This window comes from Actinomadura sp. J1-007 (genome assembly GCF_009793335.1).
Classification (GTDB): Bacteria; Actinomycetota; Actinomycetes; order Streptosporangiales; family Streptosporangiaceae; genus Spirillospora; species Spirillospora yumaensis.
Genome location: NZ_WING01000001.1, coordinates 6,418,221 through 6,436,841 on the forward strand (window position 1 = coordinate 6,418,221; position 18,621 = coordinate 6,436,841).

Annotated in this window: 17 protein-coding genes; 10 read left to right on the forward strand and 7 right to left on the reverse strand. The window is 76.1% G+C overall.

Features of this window, described 5'->3' with window-relative positions; translation table 11 throughout:
* The first annotated feature begins 11 nt into the window (after positions 1–11).
* From GEV43_RS29140 to GEV43_RS29165, 6 genes are read left to right on the forward strand one after another with little or no spacing between them, the layout of a single operon-like run.
* Positions 12–827 (forward strand): LamB/YcsF family protein, encoded by an 816-nt coding sequence (locus GEV43_RS29140; RefSeq protein ID WP_160823420.1) that lies wholly within the window; start codon positions 12–14, stop codon positions 825–827.
* A gap of 19 nt (positions 828–846) precedes the next feature.
* Positions 847–1,461 (forward strand): allophanate hydrolase subunit 1, encoded by a 615-nt coding sequence (locus GEV43_RS29145; RefSeq protein ID WP_160823421.1) that lies wholly within the window; start codon positions 847–849, stop codon positions 1,459–1,461.
* Entirely contained in the window at positions 1,458–2,369 is a 912-nt protein-coding gene (locus GEV43_RS29150) for a biotin-dependent carboxyltransferase family protein (RefSeq protein WP_160823422.1), read from the forward strand. The genes GEV43_RS29145 and GEV43_RS29150 overlap by 4 nt, the downstream gene beginning before the upstream one ends.
* Positions 2,366–3,166, forward strand: a complete 801-nt coding sequence (locus tag GEV43_RS29155; protein WP_206681318.1) for a putative hydro-lyase — start codon at positions 2,366–2,368, stop codon at positions 3,164–3,166. Before GEV43_RS29150 ends, GEV43_RS29155 begins: the two co-directional genes overlap by 4 nt.
* 20 nt (positions 3,167–3,186) lie before the next feature.
* A complete protein-coding gene (locus GEV43_RS29160; RefSeq protein WP_160823423.1) occupies positions 3,187–3,933 on the forward strand; it encodes a serine/threonine-protein kinase in 747 nt (248 codons plus the stop codon).
* Complete coding sequence (locus GEV43_RS29165; protein WP_160823424.1) at positions 3,828–4,583, forward strand: cellulose-binding domain-containing protein; 756 nt, start codon at positions 3,828–3,830, stop codon at positions 4,581–4,583. Before GEV43_RS29160 ends, GEV43_RS29165 begins: the two co-directional genes overlap by 106 nt.
* A 40-nt stretch (positions 4,584–4,623) precedes the next feature.
* Here GEV43_RS29165 and GEV43_RS29170 read toward each other — a convergent pair whose 3' ends face one another.
* The 6 genes from GEV43_RS29170 to GEV43_RS29195 form a co-directional block, all read right to left on the reverse strand.
* On the reverse strand, positions 4,624–5,634 hold the full coding sequence (locus GEV43_RS29170) for a LacI family DNA-binding transcriptional regulator (RefSeq protein ID WP_160823425.1): 1,011 nt from the start codon (positions 5,632–5,634) through the stop codon (positions 4,624–4,626).
* A gap of 62 nt (positions 5,635–5,696) precedes the next feature.
* Positions 5,697–7,142 carry a GH1 family beta-glucosidase gene (locus GEV43_RS29175; RefSeq protein ID WP_160823426.1) on the reverse strand — a complete coding sequence of 482 codons (1,446 nt, stop codon included), beginning with the start codon at positions 7,140–7,142 and terminating at the stop codon, positions 5,697–5,699.
* Entirely contained in the window at positions 7,139–8,053 is a 915-nt protein-coding gene (locus tag GEV43_RS29180; RefSeq protein WP_160823427.1) for a carbohydrate ABC transporter permease, read from the reverse strand. The genes GEV43_RS29175 and GEV43_RS29180 overlap by 4 nt, the downstream gene beginning before the upstream one ends.
* Positions 8,050–9,054 carry a carbohydrate ABC transporter permease gene (locus GEV43_RS29185; protein ID WP_375539110.1) on the reverse strand — a complete coding sequence of 335 codons (1,005 nt, stop codon included), beginning with the start codon at positions 9,052–9,054 and terminating at the stop codon, positions 8,050–8,052. Before GEV43_RS29185 ends, GEV43_RS29180 begins: the two co-directional genes overlap by 4 nt.
* A 109-nt stretch (positions 9,055–9,163) precedes the next feature.
* Positions 9,164–10,465, reverse strand: coding sequence for an ABC transporter substrate-binding protein (locus tag GEV43_RS29190; protein WP_164717213.1), 1,302 nt, complete (start codon positions 10,463–10,465; stop codon positions 9,164–9,166).
* A 134-nt stretch (positions 10,466–10,599) separates the two neighbouring features.
* Complete coding sequence (locus GEV43_RS29195; RefSeq protein ID WP_160823429.1) at positions 10,600–12,288, reverse strand: glycoside hydrolase family 13 protein; 1,689 nt, start codon at positions 12,286–12,288, stop codon at positions 10,600–10,602.
* 158 nt (positions 12,289–12,446) lie between these two features.
* Here GEV43_RS29195 and GEV43_RS55245 point away from each other — a divergent pair, with 158 nt between their 5' ends.
* The 4 genes from GEV43_RS55245 (at position 12,447) to GEV43_RS29220 (ending at position 16,721) form a co-directional block, all read left to right on the forward strand.
* On the forward strand, positions 12,447–14,198 hold the full coding sequence (locus GEV43_RS55245) for a CDP-alcohol phosphatidyltransferase family protein (protein ID WP_309239892.1): 1,752 nt from the start codon (positions 12,447–12,449) through the stop codon (positions 14,196–14,198).
* A gap of 2 nt (positions 14,199–14,200) precedes the next feature.
* Positions 14,201–15,184: a zinc-binding alcohol dehydrogenase gene (locus tag GEV43_RS29210; RefSeq protein WP_160824850.1), complete on the forward strand. Its 984-nt coding sequence runs from the start codon at positions 14,201–14,203 to the stop codon at positions 15,182–15,184.
* A 63-nt stretch (positions 15,185–15,247) separates the two neighbouring features.
* Complete coding sequence (locus tag GEV43_RS29215; protein ID WP_160823430.1) at positions 15,248–15,646, forward strand: 6-carboxytetrahydropterin synthase; 399 nt, start codon at positions 15,248–15,250, stop codon at positions 15,644–15,646.
* Positions 15,630–16,721 (forward strand): glycosyltransferase family 4 protein, encoded by a 1,092-nt coding sequence (locus GEV43_RS29220; protein WP_160823431.1) that lies wholly within the window; start codon positions 15,630–15,632, stop codon positions 16,719–16,721. Before GEV43_RS29215 ends, GEV43_RS29220 begins: the two co-directional genes overlap by 17 nt.
* Before the next feature lie 1,006 nt (positions 16,722–17,727).
* Here the strand turns inward: GEV43_RS29220 and GEV43_RS29230 are convergent.
* Positions 17,728–18,558, reverse strand: coding sequence for a phosphatase PAP2 family protein (locus GEV43_RS29230; protein ID WP_160823432.1), 831 nt, complete (start codon positions 18,556–18,558; stop codon positions 17,728–17,730).
* Positions 18,559–18,621: the final 63 nt, after the last annotated feature.

An 18,621-nucleotide genomic window follows, 5' to 3' on the forward strand; every position in this document is an offset into this window, starting at 1 on the left:
GAGGCAACGCCATGCGCATCGACCTGAACTCCGACCTCGGCGAGGGCTTCGGCCGCTGGGAGCTCGGCGACGACGAGGCCCTGCTCGACGTGGTGACCAGCGCGAACGTCGCGTGCGGGTTCCACGCGGGCGACCCCGGCGTGATGCGGCGCACGTGCGAGGCCGCCGCCGCGCGGGGCGTGTCGGTCGGCGCGCACACCGGCTACCGCGACCTGGCGGGGTTCGGGCGCCGGTTCGTGGACGTCCCGCCGGGCGAGCTGACCGACGACGTGCTCTACCAGCTCGGCGCGCTCCGGCAGTTCGCCGAGACGGCGGGGACGCGGGTCGGCTACATCAAGCCGCACGGCGCGCTTTACAACGCGATCGTCCACCACGAGGACCAGGCGCGGGCCGTCGTCCGCGCGGTGCTGGACTTCGACCCGGAGCTGCCCGTCCTCGGCCTGCCGGGCTCGGCGTGGTTGCGCCTCGCGGACGAGGCCGGGCTCCCGGTGGTGCACGAGGTGTTCGCCGACCGCGCCTACACGCCGGAGGGGACGCTCGTGTCGCGGCGTTCGCCCGGCGCGGTCCTGCACGACCCCGCCGAGGTCGCCGAACGGTGCGTGCGGATGGCGGCCGAGGGGGAGATCGTCGCGCTGGACGGCACGGTCGTGCCCGTCCGCGCCGAGTCGATCTGCGTGCACGGCGACAGCCCCGGCGCGGTCCGGATGGCGGTCGCCGTGCGGGCCGCGCTCGACGAGGCGGGCGTCACCGTGGCGCCCTTCGCCGAACCGGGCGGCGCCGCCCCCGGGAACGGCGCGTCCGGCGCGTCCGGTCCGGTCGCGGGCTGAGCGGGGGAGCGGGGTGGGGATGCGGATCCTTCCGAACGGCGACGCGGCGATCCTGGTCGAGCTGCCCGACCTGGACGCGATGCTCGGCCTGTACGCGGCGCTCGCGGCCGACCCGCCGCCGGGCGTGGCCGACCTCGTCCCCGCCGCCCGCACCCTGACCCTGCTGCTCGGCCCGGGGGCGCGCCCCGCCGACGTCGCGCGGGCCGTACGGGACGCGCGGCCGGGCGCCGCCGCGCCGGTCGGCGGCGCGGTCACCGTCCCGGTCGTCTACGACGGCGCGGACCTCGGCGAGGTCGCCGAGCTCACCGGCCTCAGCCCCGCCGAGGTCGTCGCCGCGCACACCGGCACGCCGTGGCGCGTCGCGTTCACCGGGTTCGCGCCCGGCTTCGGCTACCTGACCGGCGGCGACCCCCGGCTGAACGTGCCGCGCCGCGAGACGCCCCGGGTCCGCGTGCCCGCCGGGTCCGTCGGGCTCGCCGGGCGGTTCAGCGGCGCGTACCCGGTGGAGTCGCCGGGCGGCTGGCGGCTCATCGGGCGCACCGACGCGCCGCTGTGGGACCTGCGCCGCGACCCGCCCGCCCTGCTGCGGCCGGGCGCCGAGGTCCGGTTCGTCCGCGCCGGGGGTCCGGCGTGAGGCGCCTTGAGGTGATCGCGACCGGGCCGCGGGCGACCGTCCAGGACCTCGGCCGCCCGGGGCACGCGGCACTCGGCGTCGGCGTCGCGGGGGCGGCCGACGCCGGGTCGCTGCGCCTCGCCAACCGCGCGGTCGGCAACCCCGAGGGCGCGGCGGCGATCGAGGCCGAGTTCGGCGGGCTGCGCGTACGGGTCCGGGCCCCCGGCGGGCTGTTCGCCGCCGTGACCGGCGCGCCCGCGCCGCTGACCGTGGACGGCCGCGCGGAGGCCCCCTACTCGGTCCTCCACGTCCCGGACGGCGCGGAGCTGCGGATGGGCGCGCCGCCGTCGGGGCTGCGCAGCTACCTCGCCGTGCGCGGGGGAGTGGACGTCCCGCCCGTCCTCGGCTCGCGTTCGGCCGACACGCTGGCCGCGCTCGGGCCGGACCCGCTCGGGCCCGGGACCGTCCTGCCGGTCGGGCCGCCGCCGGACGGCGTCCCGCTGCTCGGCGTCCTGCCGGTCGCGCCGCCGCCCGCCGGGGACGTCGAGCTGGGCGTGGTCCCCGGGCCCCGGGCCGACTGGTTCACCCGCGACGCGCTGCACGGCCTGTTCACCGGGGAGTACGAGGTGACGAGCGAGATCGACCGCGTGGGCATGCGGCTTTCGGGGCCGCGGCTCGCCCGCGCGGAGAAGGGCGAGCTGCCCAGCGAGGGGACGGTCGCCGGGGCGCTCCAGGTCCCGCCGTCCGGGCTTCCCGTGCTGTTCCTGGCCGACCACCCGCTGACCGGGGGCTACCCGGTGATCGGGGTGGTGGCGTCCGCCGACCTCGGGCGCGCCGCGCAGGCCCGCCCGGGGCAGCGGCTGCGCTTCCGGCCGCGACCCGCGCCGTTCCTCGGGGCGGGACCCGACGACGCAGAGGAGAGAGCATGACGACCTCGACCGCACCCATCGAGCCGGGCGCGCTGTCGCCGGAGCAGGCGAGGGCCCTGTTCCGCACCGGGCTGCGGGTGCCGACCGCCGGCTGGTGCGCGGGCTGGACGCAGGCCAACCTCATCGCCGTGCCGCGCGAGCAGGCGTACGACCTGCTGCTGTTCGCGCAGCGCAACCCGAAGCCGTGCCCGGTGCTCGACGTGACCGAGCCCGGCGAGGTGTCGTCCGGGCTGTTCGGCGGCGACCTGCGCACCGACCTGCCCGGCTACGTCGTGTACGAGGACGGCGAGCCCGTCGCGGAGGTCGCCGACGCCACCGAGTACTGGCGCGACGACCTGGTGGCGTTCCTCATCGGGTGCAGCTTCACCTTCGAGGACGCGCTCCTGGACGCCGGGGTGCCCGTGCGGCACATCGAGCAGCGCCGCAACGTCCCGATGTACCGGACGAACCGCGTGTGCCGCCGCGCCGGGGCGTTCGGCGGGCCGCTCGTGGTGTCGATGCGCCCCGTTCCGGCCGCGCAGGTCGCCGACGCCGTCCGGGTGACGTCCCGCTACCCGTCGGTGCACGGCGCGCCCGTCCACATCGGCGACCCGCTCGAACTCGGCATCGCCGACCTGGACGCCCCCGACTTCGGCGACCCGGTCGAGGTGCGGGTGGACGAGATCCCGGTGTTCTGGGCGTGCGGCGTCACCCCGCAGGCCGCCGTGATGGCGTCCCGGCCGAAGCTCGCGATCGGCCACGCGCCGGGCCACATGGCGATCACCGACGCCCGCGACACCCGCTACATCGTGCCGTGAACGCGGCATAGGCTTCGGCCATGGCCGCGATCGCGCCGGGGGACAGCCTGGGGGAGCGCTACCGGCTGGTCGCGCTCCTCGGCGACGGCGGCATGGCCGCCGTCTGGCGCGCCGACGACCTCGTGCTGGACCGGCCCGTCGCGGTGAAGGTCCCGCGCGGCGGCGGGGCCGGGGAGCCCGCGCCGCGCCTGCGCCGCGAGGCCAAGGCCGCCGCGGGCCTCACCCATCCGGGCATCACGGGCGTGTACGACTACGGCGAGCAGGAGCTGCCCGGCGGCGGGCGGCTCCCGTACGTCGTGATGGAGCTGCTCGCCGGCGAGAGCCTCGCGGCCCGCCTCGCCCGCGGGCCGCTGCCGTGGCGCGAGACCGCCGCCGTCTGCGCCCGGGTCGCCGACGCCCTCGCCGCCGCGCACGCGGCCGGGGTCGTGCACCGCGACGTCAAGCCCGCGAACGTCTTCCTCACCCCCACCGGCGTGAAGGTCCTCGACTTCGGCATCGCGTTCACCGGCCCGTCCGAGCGCGGCCCGCTCCTCGGCACCCCCGCCTACGTCGCCCCGAGCTCCTCGCGGGCGCCGCCCCCACCCCCGCCGCCGACCTGTACTCCCTCGGTGTCCTGCTCGGCGAGGCGTCCGGCGGGCGGGCCGGGACGGAGGGGCCCGGCGTGCTGCGCGACATCGTCTGCCGGTGCCTGGACGAGCGGCCCGGCGCCCGCCCGTCGGCGGCGGAGGCCGCGGTCGAGCTGGGGCGGATCGGCGAGGTACCGGTGACCGCGTCGGCGGACGCGCGGCCCGCGCCGTACGGGCCGCCGGTCGCGCCGCCGCCGGTCGGGCCGCCGGTCGCGCCGCCGCCGGTCGCGGAGGTGCGCACGCCGACCCGCGTCCTGGACGAGCCGTTGCCGCCGCCCCCACCGCCGCGGCGCAGGGCCCCGGTGTCGCGGCGGCCGTGGGCTATCGCGGGCGTGGTGCTGGCCGGCCTCGCCGCGGTCGCCGTGCTCGCGGCGGCGTTCTCGCCGGACGGCGAACGGCGCGAACGCCCCGGCCGCGCCGCTCCGGCGGACGCGCCGTCCCGGTCCCGTCCCGCGGCGTCGGGCGTCGAGTGCGCGGTGTCGTACCGGGTGGACGGCTCGTGGCCGCAGGGGTTCCAGGCGACCGTGCGGATCACCAACCTCGGCGACCGGCCGATCGAGGGCTGGCGGCTCGGCTGGACGTTCCCGGACGGGCGGCGCGTCACCGACCTGTGGAACGGCGGCCGTGAGCAGGACGGCCGGAACGTCACCGTCACCGACGCCGGATGGAACCGGGTCGTCCCGCCGGACGGCACGGTCGAGTTCGGCTTCGTCGGCGCGCAGGACGGCGACAGCGCCGGCCCGCGCCCCCGCCGGTTCACGCTCAACGGCGGCGCCTGCCGCGCGCCCTGACCCGGCGGGCCCCGGCGGGGCCCGGCGGGGCGGGCGCGGGTCAGGCCGAGTCGCGCAGGACCAGGTGCGGCCGGAGGATGACCACCGGGTCGGCGACGGCCTCGCCGCGGATCCGGGAGACCAGCAGCCGGGCCATCTCGCGGCCCATCTCCTCCGGCGACTGGTGCACGGTCGTCAGCGGCGGGTCGGCGAGCGACGCCGCCGCCGAGTCGTCGAACCCGACGACCGCGACGTCCCCGGGCACGCCGCGCCCGCGGCGGCGCAGCACGCGCAGCGCGCCGAGCGCCATCGGGTCGTCCGCCGCGAACACCGCGTCCAGCCGCGGCTCGCGCGCGAGCAGCTCCTCGGTCGCGGCGACCGCGCTCGCCTCGCCGAAGTCGCCGTAGGAGACCAGCTCGGGCAGGCCCGCCGCGGCGAGCGCGTCGCGGTACCCGGCCAGCCGGTCGATGCCGACGCCCATGTCCTGCGGGCCCGCGATCGTCGCGATGCGGCGGCGGCCCGCCGCCACCAGGTGGTCGACGGCCTGCCGGGCGCCGCTGCGGTTGTCCACGTCCACGTAGCTGACCGCCGACACCCCGGGCGGACGGCCGCCGAGCACGGTCGGCACGCCCTGCGCCTCCAGCTTGCCCGGCAGCGGGTCCTCGGCGTGCAGCGAGGTCAGCAGCACGCCGTCCACGTGCTGGGGGGTCAGGTACTCCTCCAGCCGCGCGTACTCGTCCGGCGAGCGGGCGAGGGCCAGCAGGAGCTGGAGCCCGGTGTCGCCGAGCGCCGCGCTGGTCCCGCGGATGATCCCCGCGAAGTACGGCTCGCCGAACAGCCGCTGGTCGGACTCCGCCACGACGAGCGCGACCGTGTCGGTGCGCCGGGTGACCAGCGCGCGGGCCGCCCGGTTCGGGACGTACCCGAGCTCGTCGATCGCGCGCCGCACCGCCTCGCGCGCCTGCGGGCTCACCCGCGGCGAGCCGTTGACGACCCGCGAGACGGTGCCGCGGCCGACACCGGCGCGGGCCGCCACCTGCTCCAGGGTGGGTCGCGTGCCCCTCACCGCCATCGGCCTCCTCGCCGTCGATGCGTCGCCCGTCCGGCGCGGGCGCCCGCCCCGCGTTGCCGCGGTCAGCCGGGACCGCCGCGCCGGATCACGCGCGCGTACCAGCGGGCGCTGTCCTTGAGGGTGCGGCGCTGCGTGGCGTAGTCCACGTGGACGAGCCCGAAGCGCTTGGAGTACCCCCACGCCCACTCGAAATTATCCAGCAGCGACCACGTGAAGTAGCCCCGGAGCGGAACGCCCTCGGAGATCGCGTCGCGGCAGGCCCGCAGGTGCGCGTCGAGGTACGCGATCCGCCCGGCGTCGTGGACGGCGCCGTCGCCGGGCGCCTCGTCGTAGCCCGCCCCGTTCTCGGTGATGTAGAGCGGGACGGCCGGGTACTCGCGGTGCAGCCGGGTCAGCACCTCGTACAGGCCGCGCTCGTCGATCTCCCACCCCATCCCCGTCACCGGCAGCCCCGCCGGAACGAACCGCACGTTCTCGCTGCCGACCCACGGCGACCGGGTGTTGAACGGCGACGACGCCGCCTGCGCGGCCTCGCCGGGCGTGCCCGCGACGGTGTGCCGCGAGTAGTAGTTGACGCCGAGGTGGTCCAGCGGCCTCCGGATGGCCGCGAGGTCGGCGTCCGGCGGCGCGAAGCCGTACGGCTCCAGGTCGGCGAGGACGTCGGCGGGGTAGCGGCCCTCCAGCAGCGGGCCGAGGAAGAAGCGGTTCTGGAGGCCGTCCACGCGGCGCGCCGCGTCCAGGTCGGCGTCCGCGCCCGTCTGCGGCGACACCGCGTAGAGGTTGACGGCGGCGCCGAACCGGTTCGCCGGGCGGCGGGCGCGCATCGCCTCGACCGCGAGGCCGTGGCCGAGCAGGAGGTGGTGCGCGGCCCGCAGCGCGCCCTCGGGATCGACGCGCCCCGGCGCGTGCTCCCCGGAGGCGTAGCCGAGGAACGCCGCGCACCACGGCTCGTTCACCGTCGTCCAGTGCCGGACGCGGTCGCCGAGGGCGGCGTGCACGTCGGCGGCGTAGTCGGCGAACCGGTGCGCGGTGTCGCGTTCGGGCCAGCCGCCCGCGTCCTCCAGCGGCTGCGGCAGGTCCCAGTGGTAGAGCGTCGGCCACGGTTCGACGCCCGCGGCCAGCAGCTCGTCCACCAGCCGGCGGTAGAAGTCGAGCCCGGCCTCGTTGACGCCCGCGCCGCGCCCGCCGCGCCCGTCCGGGTGGACGCGCGGCCACGAGACCGAGAACCGGTACGCGGTGAGGCCGAGCTCCGCCATCAGCGCGACGTCCTCGCGGAACCGGTGGTAGTGGTCCACGGCCACGTCGCCGGTGTCGCCGCCGAGGACCCGTCCGGGCGTGCGGCAGAACGTGTCCCACACCGACGGGCCGCGCCCGTCCTCGGCCGCCGCGCCCTCGATCTGGTACGCGGCGGTCGCGGCCCCCCACCGGAACCCCGCCGGGAACGGCGCGGCAGGGCCGTCCCGCCCGGAGTCCTCGTGCGTGGAGCCGTTCTGAAGAGAGGAGGTCATACCTTGACCGCGCCTTCCATGATTCCGCCGATGATCTGGCGGCCGAACACGATGAACACCACGAGCAGGGGCAGGACGGCGACCGTCGTCCCGGCGAACATGAGCGTGTAGTCCTTGAAGTAGGCCGCCGAGAGGTTGTTGATCGAGAGCTGCACGGTCGGGTTGTCGGGGCTCAGCACCGCGAGCGGCCACATGAACTCGTTCCAGGTCTGCATGAACGTGAACAGTCCGAGCACCCCGGCCGCCGGGCGCAGCGCGGGCAGCACCACGCGCCAGAACACGCCGAAGGTCGAGCAGCCGTCCACCCGGGCGGCCTCGACCAGCTCGTCCGGGACGGCCTGGTCGGCGTACTGCCGCATCATGAACACGCCGAAGCCGGTCACCAGGAACGGGACGACCACCGCCTGGAGGCGGTTCTGCCAGCCCAGCTCCACCATGATCATGTAGAGCGGGACGACGCCCATCTGCACCGGGACCATCATCGTGGCGATGACCGTGAGCAGCAGCGCGCCCCGGCCCCGGAACCGCAGCTTGGCGAACGCGAACCCGGCCAGCGAGGCGAAGAACACCGTCGAGACCGTCACGGCGGACGCCACGATCGCCGAGTTGGCCAGGCCCTTGGCGAAGTGGGCGTCGGGGTTGTCGAACAGCCGGCGGGCGTTGTCGCCGAACCGCCCGCCCGGCAGCATCGGCGGCGGCACCGCGGAGACGACGTCGTTGCCGCGCGTCGCCACGACGACCATCCAGTAGATCGGGAAGACCGACAGCGCGAGCGCCGCGACCAGCGTCACGTACGTCAACGGGCTCGCGTTCCAGAGCCCCCGGAACCTGCCGGGCCGGGACCCGCGCGGCGGGCGCGGGCCGTCGCCCGGCCGCCGCGCGCCGCGGGCGGCGGAGAAGAGCGCGGTCATCGCGTGCCTCCCGCACGGCGCACGAACAGGAAGTTGGCCAGCGAGAACACGATGATCAGCACGAACAGCGCGCAGGCCACCGCCGCCCCGTAGCCGTACCGGTCGTGCCCGAACGCGTTGCCGAACATGTACATCGTGATCGTCTGGAACTGGTGCGTCGAGCCGCCGTCCATCCGGTCGGGGGCGCCCGCCCCGGCGCCGAACAGCACCGGCTCGGTGAAGAGCTGGAGGCCGCCGATGGTCGAGACGACCACCGTGAACAGGATCGTCGGCCGCAGCAGCGGCACCGTGATCCCCCAGAACTGCCGCAGCCGGGACGCGCCGTCGATCGCCGCCGCCTCGTACAGGTCCCGGGGGACCGCCTGCATGGCGGCCAGGTAGATCAGCGCGTTGTAGCCCGTCCAGCGCCAGTCGACCATGGCCGACACCGCGACCCACGACCAGCCGCGTGACGCCTGCCAGTCGACGCCGTCCATCCCGATCCGGCCGAGCAGCCAGTTGGCCATGCCGTAGTCGTGGTCGAAGAGCTGGGTGAACACGATCGCGACGGCCGCGGTCGAGGTGACCAGCGGCGCGACCATCCCGATCCGGAAGAACGTCGCCGCCCGCATCCGCCGGTTCAGCGCGTTCGCGACGAGCAGCGCGACCAGCAGTTGCGGGACGGTCGAGACCGCGAAGATTCCGAGGGTGTTGACGGCGGCGTGCCAGAAGTCGGCGTCCGACAGCAGGTAGCGGTAGTTCTCCAGGCCGGTCCACCGGCGCGTCCCCGACGCGAGGCCCCACTCGTGCAACGAGACCCACACCGTGTAGACGAGCGGGAAGCCGCCGAACAGCAGGAACACGACGTAGAACGGCGAGATGAACGCGTACGGCGCGGTCTTCAGGTCCAGCCGCGCGAGCCGGGCGCGCCACGCCGGGCGGCGGCGGCCGGAGCCGGGCGCCGGTGCGGGCGCGTGTCCGGCGGGGCGCGGGGCGGTGCTCATGCGGCTCGTGCCGTTCATGCGCATCGCGCGCCTCCTTTCGGTCGTCCGGCCCGCGGGGCGCCGACGCCCGCGCGAACGGGCGGCGGCGCGGTGCGGACCGGGATGCGGACGTTGCCTGCGGACGGCTTCAGCGGGCGGCCTTCGCGGCGGCCTCGGTCGCCTTCGACCACGCGTCGTCCGGCCGGACCTCGCCCTGGCCGACGGCGATCAGGACGTTCTCGACGGCCTGCCGGACGTCCTCGTTCTTCGGCCCGAGGTGGACGGGCTTCACCTGCGCGGCCGTCGCGCCGTAGATGCGGCCGGTGGGCGCGCCGCCGAAGTAGGCGTTCCGATGGCCCGCGACGGCGGGATCGGCGGCGGCCTGCGGGGAGGACGGGAACGTGTTCTTGTCCTTGAACGCGCCGACCTGCCCCTGCGGCCCGGACAGGAACTTCGCCAGCTCGGCCGCCTGCCCCGGGTGGTCGGTCTGCTTCGGCACCGCCAGCCACGAGCCGCCCCAGTAGCCGCTGCCGCCGGGCACGGACGCCACGTCCCACTTGCCCTTGCCGAAGCCGCCGGAGAACTCCTCGATGCCGCCGAGCATCCACGACGGGCACGGCACGGTCGCGAACGTGTCGCGCTTCAGCGCCGTCTGCCACGGCGGCGTGAACACCGACGCGTCCGCCGTCAGGCCCGCCCGCTCGAACTTCAGCGTCGTGTCGAACGCCGAGCGCACGGCGGGGTTGCTGTCGAAGACGAGCTTGTCGCTCTTGTCGAAGAAGCTGTAGCCGGGTCCCGCCCCGGCGTTCTGGAGGACGGTCGTGCGCAGGACGGCCGTCGGGCCGTCCAGCCACTTGGTCTTCGGGACCTTGGCCTGGAACCTCTGGCCCGTCGCGAGGAACGCGTCCCAGGTCGGCCACAGCCGTCCCACCTCGCCGCGTTCGGTGGGCAGCCCGGCCTTCTCGAACAGGTCCTTGCGGTAGCACAGGCCGAGCGGGCCGATGTCGGTGCCGAGCCCGACGAGCTGCCCGCCGTCGGGCGTGACGCCCATCTGCCACTTCCAGGGCAGGAAGTTCTTCTCCAGCTCCCGTCCGCCGTAGTCGAACAGGTCGAGGAACTTCGCGCGCTGCTGCATGTACGCCGGGAGGATGCCCTCCTCCAGCGCGACCACGTCGCCCGCGCCGCTGCCGGTGGCGATCCACTGCTGGAGCCGGGGCTTGTAGTCGTCCAGCGTGGACACCTTCCGCTGCTTGATCCTGACGTCGGGGTGCGACGCCTCGTACTGCCGGTAGAGCCGGTCGTAGCCGAACTCGCCGAAGACGTCGACGGTCAGCGTCACCGGCCCGGAGCCGCCGCCGTCCCCGCCGTCGCCTCCGCAGGCGGCGGCGAGGCACCCGGCGAGCACCGCCGCCATCGCCGTGCCCAGCCCGCGCCGCATGGTGGCCCTCATGAGCGGACCCCTCTCAGGTCGTGTCGGTCAGGTGTGGGAGCGCTCCCACGAAGAAAAGACCGTGACCTGGCGCACTGTCAATCCACCGAGACCCAACCGTTATCGACGGGCCCGCCGGGGCCGGCGGGCGGGCGTCAGCGCGCCTCCCACCAGACGGCCGTGCCGGGAGGCAGCTCGATCCGGTCGCCGTCCACGCGGACGGGGCCGCTGGCCAGCAGGACCTTCCCGTACGCGGCCATGCGCGCCGTCCGCCCGCCCATGTTGACCGCGCACGCGACGGCGCGCCCGGACGCCCCGCCCGCGTCCCCGCTCGCGCCATCGGGCCGTTCGCCGGGGGCCTCGCGGGCGAAGACGAGCGTGCCGGGCGGGCCGGTGAGCCAGCGGAGCGGTCCGTCGCCGAGCGCGGGGTGCGCGCGGCGGATGCGCAGCGCCTCGCGGTAGAGCGCCAGCGTCGAGTCCGGGTCGCCGTCCTGCGCGGCGACCGTCAGCGCGCGCCAGGCGGGCGGGATCGGCAGCCAGGACGTGCCGCCGTCGCCGAAGCCGAACGGCGGCACGTCGCCCGACCAGGGGATCGGTACGCGGCAGCCGTCCCGCCCCGCGCCCGCCGCGCGCGCGTTCTGCGGGTCGAGCAGGAACTCCTCGGGCAGGTCGGCCACCTCGGGCAGCCCCAGCTCCTCGCCCTGGTAGACGTACGCCGAGCCGGGCAGGGCGAGCGTCAGCAGCGCGGCGGCGCGCGCCCTGCGCAGCCCTTCGTCGCCGCCCCCGTACCGCGTGAGGTGCCGCTTGACATCGTGGTTCGACAGCACCCAGGTGGCGGGCGCGCCGACGGCCTCGGCCGCGCGCAGGGACGCGTCGACGACCTCGCGCATCGCGGACGCGTCCCACGGCGCGAGGAGGTAGTGGAAGTTGAACGCCTGGTGCAGCTCGTCCGGGCGGGTGTAGGCCGCGAGCCGTTCGGGGGTCGGCGCCCACGCCTCGGCCACCCCGATCCGCTCCCCGCCGTACGAGTCGAGCAGCGCCCGCCACGAGCGGTGGATCTCGTGCACGCCGTCCTGGTCGAAGTAGGGGACGACGGCCGTCCCGAGCGGCCCGAGCTGGTCGGCGTGGCCGACGTCGGGCAGGCCGGCCGCCTTGACCATGCCGTGCGCGACGTCCACCCGGAAGCCGTCGGCGCCGAGGTCGAGCCAGAACCGCAGGACGTCGGCGAACTCCGCCCGGACCTCCTCGTTCTCCCAGTCGAGGTCGGGCTGCTCGGTCGCGAACAGGTGCAGGTACCACTGGCCGTCGGGGACGCGGGTCCAGGCGGAGCCGCCGAACACCGACTCCCAGTCGTTCGGCGGCTCGGCGCCGTCCGGGCCCCGTCCGTCGCGGAACACGTAGCGGCCGCGCTCGGGGGAGCCGGGCCGCGCGGCGAGCGCGGCGCGGAACCAGGGGTGCCGGTCGGAGGTGTGGTTGGGGACGACGTCCAGGATGATCCGCAGGCCGTGCGCGTGCGCGTCCCGGATCAGGGCGCGGGCGTCGTCGAGCGTCCCGAACAGCGGGTCGACGTCGCGGTGGTCGGCCACGTCGTACCCGAAGTCGGCCATCGGCGAGACGTAGAAGGGGGTGATCCACAGGGCGTCCACGCCGAGCCCCGCCAGGTACGGCAGCCGCGAGCGGACGCCCGCCAGATCGCCGATCCCGTCGCCGTTCCCGTCGGCGAAGCTGCGGACGTACACCTGGTAGATGACCGCGTCGCGCCACCACGCGGAGGGGCGTCCGGCGCTCTGGTCCCCGTTCCGGCTCTCGTCGCCGGCGGAGGGGTTGAGGATGTCCTGCGTCATCGCTGTCCTTCGCTAGGGGGCGTGCGTGCGATGCGGGGCGTGCTCGGGGCCTCCCGTGTGCGTCCCCGCCCGGACGCCGCTTCACGCCCCCGCGCACGAGCGAGACGGGCGTCACGCGGCGGCGCAGGCGGCTGTCGGACGAGGAGACGGCCCGGCGGATGCTGGACGCGGCCATGGACATGGTCAACGCCACCGGCCTCACCGTGAGCCTCGACCACATCGGCTTCGAGGACGTCATCCGCGAGGCGGGCGTGGCGCGCAGCGCGGTCTACCGGCGCTGGCCGTACAAGGACCTGTTCTTCAGCGACCTGCTGAAGGAGCTGGCCAGCGCCGCGGTCCCGGCGGCCGTCGCGGACGAGGCGTCCCGGCGCGTGACCGCCCGGACCGTCCTGGAGCGCCTCGACGGGCTCGGGACGGCCGAGGGCCGCGCCGGGCTGCTCGCCGAACTGATCCGCAAGGCCGCCCTCGGCGACTTCGAGATCATCGGCGGGTCGCCGGAGTGGAGCACGTACCTGGCTTTGAACGCCGCGTTCGCCGGGCTCCCGGCGGGCGGGCTGCGCGACCAGGTGCAGGAGGCGCTGGCCGCGTCGGAGCGCCGCTTCGTCGTCCACCTGGCGGCGGCGTACGAGCACCTGGCCGGGCTGCTCGGCTACCGGCTCCGTCCCGGATCGGACGTCACGTTCGAGGTGCTCGCGACCCTCGCGCAGGGGACGATGCGCGGCCTGGTCGTGATGGCGCAGTCCAGGCCCGAGATCGGGACGCGGCGGGTGCGGGCCGCGCCGTTCGGGGACGGCGCGGGCGAATGGTCGCTGCCCGCGCTCGGCATCGCCGCCGCGGTCTCCTCGTTCCTCGAACCCGATCCGGACGTCGTGTGGGACGCCGAGCGGATCGCGGACGTGCGGAGGCAGCTCGAAGCCGACCCGTTCGGCCCGGTCCGGCCGGAGGGCGGCCTGTGGGGCGAGCCCCCGGCGCGGGAGGCCCATCCGGGACCCGGCCGCCGGGGCGCGCCGGCACGTAGTACCGGCGAGGAACGGAACCGACGAGGGGGGACGATGGGCGAGGGAGGGCACCGCGCCGGAACAGCCGTGCCGGACGGCGCGGCCGCGGTCGCCGGCGGAGGCGTCCTGCTGCTCGCGCTGCACGCGGGCGCGGGACTCGGGACGGCCGGAGCGCTGGCGGGCGCGGTCTTCGCCGCGGGCGCGGCGGGCGCGCTCGCGTACGGGATGCGGCGGTCCGGGGTGCCCGGCCTCGGGCCCGCCGACCGTGTCACGCTGGCCCGCACGGCGCTCATCGGAGGCGTCGCCGCGCTCGTCGCGGACCGTTCGGCGGCGGTGGCCTGGCTGGTCGCCCTCGCGGCGGTCGCGCTGGTCCTGGACGGGGCGGACGGCTGGGTCGCGCGCCGCACCCGCACGGCTTCGGCGTTCGGCGCGCGGTTCGACATGGAGGCCGACGCGCTGCTGATCCTGGTGCTGAGCGTCCGCGTCGCCACGTTCGCGGGCGCGTGGGTGCTGGCGATCGGAGCGATGCGGTACGCGTTCGCGGCGGCGGCCCGGACGGCGCCCTGGCTGCGCGCGGGGCTGCCGTACAGCCGGGCGCGCAAGGCCGTCGCCGTGGTCCAGGGCGTCGTGCTGGTCGCCGTCGCGTCCGGGGTTCCGGGGCGGACGGCAGGGGCCGCGCTCACGGCTGCGGCGCTGGCGCTGCTCGCGTGGTCGTTCGGCCGCGATATCGCTTGGCTGCACCGCCATCGCCATCGCCCGGATCGCGCGGGGTGGGCGTTGCGAGGCGGGGGTGCCGGACGGTTCGGCGGCGGCGTGCGGTTGGGTGGTGTGCGGCCATGGCGCGTGGGAGTTCGCGGGGCGTCGGCGCGTCGCGCCTCGCGTGGGGCCCGGGTCGCTTTTCTAGGGGGATGACGATGCGACGATCTGCTCGGGCCTTCTGGGTCCGTTCACCCGGCGCGGGGGAGATCCGGAGCGTGACGCTGCCCGAGCCCGGCGAGGGCGACGTCGTCGTGCGGACGCTCAGCACGGGCGTGAGCCGCGGGACGGAGGCGCTCGTGTTCCGCGGCGGCGTCCCGGAGAGCCAGTACGGGGCGATGCGGGCGCCGTTCCAGGAGGGCTCGTTCCCGGGGCCGGTGAAGTACGGCTACCTCAACGTCGGGGTGGTGGAGGAGGGCCCGCCGGAGCTGGCCGGCAGGACCGTGTTCTGCCTGTTCCCGCACCAGACGCGGTACGTGGTCCCGGCGGGCGCGGTGACGGTCGTCCCGGACGCGGTCCCGGCGGCGCGCGCCATCCTGGCGGGGACCGTGGAGACCGCGGTGAACGCGCTGTGGGACGCCGCGCCGCTCGTCGGCGACCGGGTCGCCGTGGTCGGCGCGGGCATGGTCGGGTGCGCCGTCGCCCGGCTGCTCGCGGGCGTCCCCGGCGTGGACGTGCAGCTCGTGGACGTCGATCCCGGCCGCGCGGCGGTGGCGGCGGCGCTCGGCGTCGCGTTCGCGCCGCCCGAACGCGCCGCCGGGGGCCGCGACCTGGTGGTGCACACCAGCGCGACCGAGGCCGGGCTCGCCCGTTCGCTGGAGCTGCTCGCGCCCGAGGGGGAGGTCCTGGAGATGAGCTGGTACGGCGACCGCAGGGTGGGCCTGCCGCTCGGCGAGGCGTTCCACTCGGGACGGCTCGCCGTCCGCGCCAGCCAGGTCGGCATGGTCGCCCCGGCGCGGCGCGGGCGGCGCTCGTTCGCCGACCGGATGGCGCTCGCGCTGCGGCTGCTCGCCGACCCCGCGTTCGACGCGCTGGTCAGCGGCGAGAGCGCGTTCGACGACCTGCCGCGGGTGATGCCCCGCCTCGCGGACGGGCGGCTCCCCGCGCTGTGCCACCGCGTCGTCTACGAGCCGTCCCCCTAGCCGCCCGCGCGGCCGTTCCGCCCAGGCGTTCCGTTCAGCCGTACGTTCCAGGAGGTAGTGCAGATGTTCAGCGTCACCGTCCGCGACCACGTGATGGTCGCGCACAGCTTCCGCGGCGAGGTGTTCGGCCCGGCCCAGCGGCTGCACGGCGCGACGTTCGTCGTGGACGCCGCGTTCCGGCGCGCCGGGCTCGACGCCGACAACCTCGTGGTCGACATCGGGCTGGCCGCGCGCGAGCTGGGGGAGGTCCTCGGCGCGCTCAACTACCGCAACCTCGACGACGAGCCCGCGTTCGCCGGGACCAACACCTCGACCGAGTACCTGGCCAAGGTCATCGCCGACCGGCTCGCCGAACGCGTCCGCGCGGGAGCGCTCGGCGAGGGCGCGCGCGGCCTGCACGGCATCACGGTGACCCTGCACGAGTCGCACGTCGCGTGGGCGAGCTATGAGCTCACGCTGTGACGTCGCGGTCGTCCTGCCCGGCGACGCGGACGACCCGACCGCGCCGAGCGGCGGCAACGTCTACGGCCGCCGGGTCTGCGAGGGCCTGGAGGCGGCGGGCCGTACGGTGCGGCGCGTCGCCGTCGCCGGGACCTGGCCGCGTCCGGACGCGTCCGCCCGTTCCGGGCTTGGCGCGGCGCTCGACGCGCTGCCCGCAGGCACCGCCGTTCTCCTGGACGGGCTCGTCGCGTGCGGCGTCCCCGGCGTCGTCGCGGAACGGGCCCGGCGGCTGCGGCAGGTCGTCCTGGTGCACCTGCCGCTGTCCGACGAGACGGGCCTGGATCCGCGCGTGGCCGCCGAGCTGAACGCCCTGGAAGGGGAGACGCTGCGCGCCGCGCACGCCGTCGTGGCCACCAGCGCGTGGGCCGCCGAACGCCTGCGCGAGCTGCACGGACCCGCGGTACGCGACGTCCACGTGGTCGAGCCCGGTGTGGACGCGGCCCCAGAAGGCTCGGGACGCGCGCCGTCCCTGCTCTGCGTGGCGTCGCTGACGCCGCGCAAAGGCCAGGACCTGCTGGTCGAGGCCCTGTACCGCGTCGCGGACCTGGACTGGACGTGCCGCCTCGTCGGGCCCGCCGGACGCGACCCGGCGTACGCCGAGCGCGTGCGGGACCTGATCGCGGCGCGCGGCCTCCGCGGCCGGATCGGCGTCGCCGGGCCGCTGACGGGCGAGCCGCTCGCCGCCGCGTACGCCACGGCCGGGCTCCTGGTCCTGCCGTCCCGAGCCGAGACGTACGGGATGGTGGTGACCGAGGCGCTGGCGCGCGGGATCCCCGTCGTCGCCACTGAGGTGGGCGGCGTGCCGGGCGCTCTCGGGTCGGCCCCGGACGGAACGGTCCCGGGTGTGCTCGTCCCGCCGGACGACGCCGACGCACTCGCCGACGCGCTCCGCCGCTGGCTCACAGACGAACGCCTGCGCATCTCCCTGCGGGCCTCCGCGCGAGCCCGCCGCACCACACTGACCGGCTGGGACGAGACGTCACAACGCCTGGCCGCCGTACTGCACGGCGTCCAGGAGAACGGAGGGCCCAGGTGAACGAGCCCGGAAGCGCCCGCTTCGAGCCCGGCTGGCTGGCGCTGCGCGAGGAGGCCGACGCGGAGGCGCGCGCCGCCGAACTGCTCGAACCGCTGCGTGCGCACCTGACCGCACGCCCGCTGGTCGTCCGCGACCTCGGCTGCGGAACGGGTTCGATGGGCCGGTGGCTCGCCGGACGGCTGCCCGGCCCGCAGCACTGGGTGCTGCACGACCGCGACCCCGACCTGCTCGCGCGGGCGAGCGCGGACATGCCCGCCACCTCGTCCGACGGCGGACCCGTCACGGCGGAGACCGTCACGGGAGACCTCGCCGGGCTCCGCGCGGCGGACCTCGCGGGAACCTCCCTGGTCACCGCCTCCGCATTGCTCGACCTGCTGACCGCCGCCGAGATGGACGGCCTCGCCGCCGCGATCACCGGAGCCGGGTGCCCGGCGTTGCTGACGCTCTCCGTCGCCGGCCGCGTCGAACTCCGTCCGCACGACCCGTTCGACGGCGAACTCGCCGAGGCGTTCAACGCGCACCAGAGGCGCGTCGCCGGAGGCCGCCGCCTGCTCGGTCCGGACGCCGCCGACGCCGCCGCCGACGCGTTCCGGCGCCACGGCGCGGACGTGCGGACCGGCCCCAGCCCCTGGCGGCTCGGCCCCGGCCGCGCCGCGCTGACCCGCGAGTGGCTGCGCGGCTGGACCGCCGCCGCCCGCGAGCAGCGCCCCGACCTCGCCGGCCCGGCGGACGCGTACCTGCGCCGCCGCCTCGACGCCTGCGCCGCGGGCGAGCTGTCCGTCACCGTCCACCACGTGGACCTTCTCGCCCTCCCCGCCGCCCCTGACGACGCGCCGGCCCGGGACGCTCGCCGGGGCGGCGGTCCTGGCGTTCGCGACGTAGCGGCCCGAACACGGCCGCCGGTCGCCGGTTGTCCCCAAGCACAAGGATCTGCCACATCGTCACCATCACCCCCGAGAAGACCGCACGTTCATCCACTGACCCGCCGGAGCATGTCCGGCGGAACTCAAGGGACCGGAACCAGCTCCCGCTCCCGCCGACCCTCGTCCTCCCACGCGACGCCGCCCTCCGGCCGAACACCGTCCGCCTGCGGGGCGGCGGCGGCCTTCGGCGCGTCCCAGCGGACCGCCGCAACGGCCGGCTTCGCTGGGGTGTTGCTTCGGGCGTGCCGCCGGGAGAACGCCGCGGTGAGTGCGATCGCGGCGGCCAGCAGTGCCGCGGCGACGATGCCGTCCAGCCAGTAGTGGTTGGCGGTGGAGACCACGACGAGCACGGTGACCGGCGCGTGCGCCGCGATGACCCAGCGCCACGGGCTCCGCGACACGCGCAGGACCGCGACGGCGACGAGCAGGGCCCAGCCGACGTGCAGGGAGGGCATCGCGGCGTACTGGTTGGCGATCCCGTCGGCGGCCTGCGGGTAGGCGGACGGGCCGACGGCCGTCATCGTGTCCATCAGCCCGACGCCCGCGAGCCGGGGCGGCGCGAGCGGGAACAGCGTCTGCACGACGAGCCCGGCGGCGGTGAGCAGCACCAGTTCCGTCCGCACGCGGAAGTAGGCGGAACGGTGCCGGGCGTACAGCCAGATCAGCAGCGCCGCCGTCCCGGGGAAGTGCACGCTCACGTAGTAGACGTTCGCGAGGAACGTCACGTCGTGCGAGGCGGTGACCCAGCCCTGCACCGTTCCCTCGCCGGGGAGGTGCAGCACGCGTTCGAGGTGCCAGAGCCACGAGGCGTTCGCCATCGACTCGCCCACGCCGCCCTGGACGAGCGTCCGCCCCCACTTGTACGCGGCGAACAGGACCAGCAGCAGGCCCGCCTCGATCCCGAGCCGCCGCACCGCCCCGCGCCGGGCAGCCGCACCGCCCGTCCGCGGATCACCTCGTTCGCCATGACCGTCCTC